The following is a 1,452-nucleotide window of genomic DNA, read 5'->3' on the forward strand; positions in this document are numbered from 1 at the left end:
AATTCCTCCTACTGGACGAACTTCAATTGTATGTGTTCCTGATGTAAAGTTTGGTATAACAAATGGATTATTTCCTGAAGTACTTACCCAACCTGCTCCTATATTATATTCAAACTCAGTTGGTGTTGATGATGGAAAACTTGCTTCTACTTCTATACTTCCATTATTGTCTCCTAAACATGTAGGATTTGTCGTGTTTATAACTGCTGCTGTAAATTCTTGATCTGCTGCTACTGTTACCAATACATCTTCTGTACAATTACTTCCATAATCTACAGTTACTGTATGGGCTCCAGCTGCTACATTATTAAAAATATTAGCATTTGCTCCTGTTTGTGCTGCAGCCCCATCTAAAGAATAAGTATAACTAGCATCAAATGGTGTTATGGTGATATTTCCTGTACCATCACAGTTATATACTACAGTACTTGCAAATGGTGGTACTGCTGGTAAATCTGCTATCGTTAAGGTGTCTAAAATTCTTTCACAGCCATTTGAATCTTCTACTTTTGTCTCATAATCTCCTGATGGTAAATTAGATACTGTTGTTCCTGCTATTTGTGTATAAGCTCCTCCTCCTACTAATCTATAATAATAAATGTAAGGTGCTGTTCCACCTGTTGGTGCTGTAAAACTTATCGTTCCTAAAATAGTGCCTGTAGGGCTACACATTAAGTCTGTTTTACTTGCTGAGCCTCCTGATAATGCTGTTGGAACATTAATCGTTTCTGTTGATGTGGCTACTGGTGGACAACCGTTTGCATCACTTACTGTAATTTGATAAGTACCATCTCCTAATCCTGTAAAACTGTAATTAACATCTGCTGATGGTCCTTGTACAAATGGACCTCCTGGTCCTGTAACTGTTACGGTATATGGTGAGGTTCCACTTCCTACAGTTACATTGATTGTTCCCGTATCTGTACTACAATTTGGTTGTGTTGATGTACTGCTTACGGTTGGTGCTGCTATTTGATTAACTGTTACTGTATCTGAATATTCACAGTAATTTGTTCCTCCATTTTTATCTCTTACATACACCATATAAGTTCCTGCTGGTACTGCAATTGGACTAGAAGTGTACGAGGTTTGCACCCCTCCTGTTTCTACTATAAATTCATAATTACCGTCTCCTCCGTTTGGAGTAATTACTATTTGACCATCGTTACATGTTGCACTTACTGTTGTTATTGTTGCCGTTAACTGTGGTAAAATAGTTGCATCTTTTGCTGGAATTGTACAGCCTAATCCGTCTCTTACTTCAATACTGTAAGTACCATCTGTTAACCCTGTAAAAGTAAACTCATCTGGTGTAGCTACATTTGGGTTTTGCCAAATTCCTCCATCAATCCTAAATTGGTAATCATTATTACCCGATGTAACTTCTACACGAATCTCACCATTCCCACTTCCATCATAACATAATGTAGGTGTTAAATCAAAATCTACTGT

Annotated in this window: 1 protein-coding gene; it reads right to left on the minus strand. The window is 37.3% G+C overall.

Translation table 11 applies throughout. The annotated features are described in order from the left end of the window. Positions 1-1,452: hypothetical protein (locus MHM83_RS16125; RefSeq protein ID WP_239180894.1), on the minus strand; the 1,452-nt coding region annotated here is incomplete at both ends.

Origin of the sequence: Tenacibaculum sp. Mcav3-52, from assembly GCF_022347665.1 — a bacterium.
Taxonomy (GTDB): domain Bacteria; phylum Bacteroidota; class Bacteroidia; order Flavobacteriales; family Flavobacteriaceae; genus Polaribacter; species Polaribacter mesophilus.